The following is a 1686-nucleotide window of genomic DNA, read 5'->3' on the forward strand; positions in this document are numbered from 1 at the left end:
TGGGGTCGTTTGCATACCGGCCACCCTCCTTGTTGTGCAGGTCTCCGCCCTCACCACGGAAGGTGGTCTCTGGGTCCGGATCCCCCTTCTCATGGGGGTAACCGTCCTCGTCATACCACCAGTCCCGGTCACCCTTCGGCACCGGCCGACGCTCAGCACCCGGAGCAAGTTCCTCGCCAGGCCACTGATTCGGGTCCCTCGCCGGGGTCGTTTCGGAAGGTCCATCACTGGTGGTCTCGCGTGCAGCAGTTGTCTCGCCATCGGGTTCAGTGGAGCTGTGTCGCGCCTCAGGGCCTTCCACGGCATCCCCGGCTTCTGGTGACCTTCGGGCATCCACATCCACCGCATCATCGGCGACTCGCGTGCCAGCCTCCTGGGACACACGCTCCACCTCTGACACATCAGGAGACTTCCCAGCCCCAGCCTCAAGGCTCCTCGCCCCCTCCACCTCCGGAGCTCGGGCAGCATCGGTGTCCGGGGCCTTCACACGCTCCGGTCCAGGCAACCGGGACGGGTCTGCCTCAACAGTCCTGGAGCTGGTGGTCTCTGGATTCCTCGACCCCTCACCCTCCGGTGCGCGTGACGACTCCGGATCAGGGGTCTTCACCCGTTCCGGTTCAGGCAGCCGGGATGTCTCGACCTCCGGTGCACGCGAGCCCACATTCTCTGGCCGTCTGGATGTCTCGACCTCCAGGGTCTTTGAACCCGATCCATCAGGAACCCTGTTCCCGGGGCCCCTCGACGAATCCGTCACATCAGTTCCCGGCGTGGCTGGCCGTTGTCCCGCAGCTGTGGTCCTGGCATCATCTGCGACCTCAGACGCTGCATGCGTGGCAGGTGTTCTCCGAGCACTTCCGCTTTCTGCCAGGTCAGCCACATCACCCACCGGCGAGGCGGGCACCTTCGGCGCCTTCACATCCTGGACCAGGTTCGGCCCGTTGCTGACCACCCGATTCCCACCCGCAAGATCCAACGTGTTCGTCACCGGAGTGTGCGCTGCCGGTGTACCGGGTGTCTTCGCTGGTTTCACCGACGCGACGTCATCAACCCCACGCACCGTGTCCGCGCCGGCATTGACGAGCTTGGCCACACCCTCGACCAGGTGCCCGCCACCAGGAATCAGGTTGTCAGCCACCTTCACCGTCACCTTGGTGACCTTCGATGCCACCGACGCCACCGTGGAGACCTTTGACCCGGCCAACGCGACCTTCGTCCCGGCCAACCCCACCTTCGTCGCCGCACCGGCCTGACCAGCACCCGGGATGAAACAAGTCCCGATGTTCAACACACTCTCCGTCAGCGCGGCAACACCATCCTCCTTCCACCTGTGCCAACCATCACCACCCTCCTTCGCCGCCTGATGGTCATACCCGACAAAACTGCCCAGAGCGGTCTTCGCCACATCATGACGACGATCAACCCACGCATCGACATCGTCCCCACCAAAGAACTTGATCCCCTGACTCAACACCGGAGACGCCAACAACGCCGTCGACCCCACGAAATCAGCCACCCCCACCCACGTCGAGGCCAACGTGTCCACACTCCACCCCTCCGGCCCGAACCCCACCATCGCCTTCGCCCCATCCCACGTGGACTTCAGGAAGTTCCCAGCCCCATGAACCACCGACTCCCCACAATTGCGGTCCTTCTCCACCGGGGCACCCCACGGCATCATCTCCCCGC

At 64.5% G+C, this 1686-nt stretch carries 2 protein-coding genes; one reads left to right on the forward strand and one right to left on the reverse strand.

Translation table 11 applies throughout. From position 1 onward, the window contains the following. Positions 1-1135, reverse strand: a 1135-nt coding sequence (locus EII34_RS15645; RefSeq protein WP_185711397.1) for a hypothetical protein, incomplete at its 3' end; no start/stop codon positions are given. Here EII34_RS15645 and EII34_RS16655 point away from each other — a divergent pair. Continuing rightward, positions 1125-1250: a hypothetical protein gene (locus EII34_RS16655; RefSeq protein WP_260425199.1), complete on the forward strand. Its 126-nt coding sequence runs from the start codon at positions 1125-1127 to the stop codon at positions 1248-1250. The two genes, EII34_RS15645 and EII34_RS16655, sit on opposite strands and share 11 nt — an antisense overlap. Positions 1251-1686: the final 436 nt, after the last annotated feature.

Source organism: Arachnia propionica (assembly GCF_003859805.1).
GTDB lineage: Bacteria > Actinomycetota > Actinomycetes > Propionibacteriales > Propionibacteriaceae > Arachnia > Arachnia propionica_C.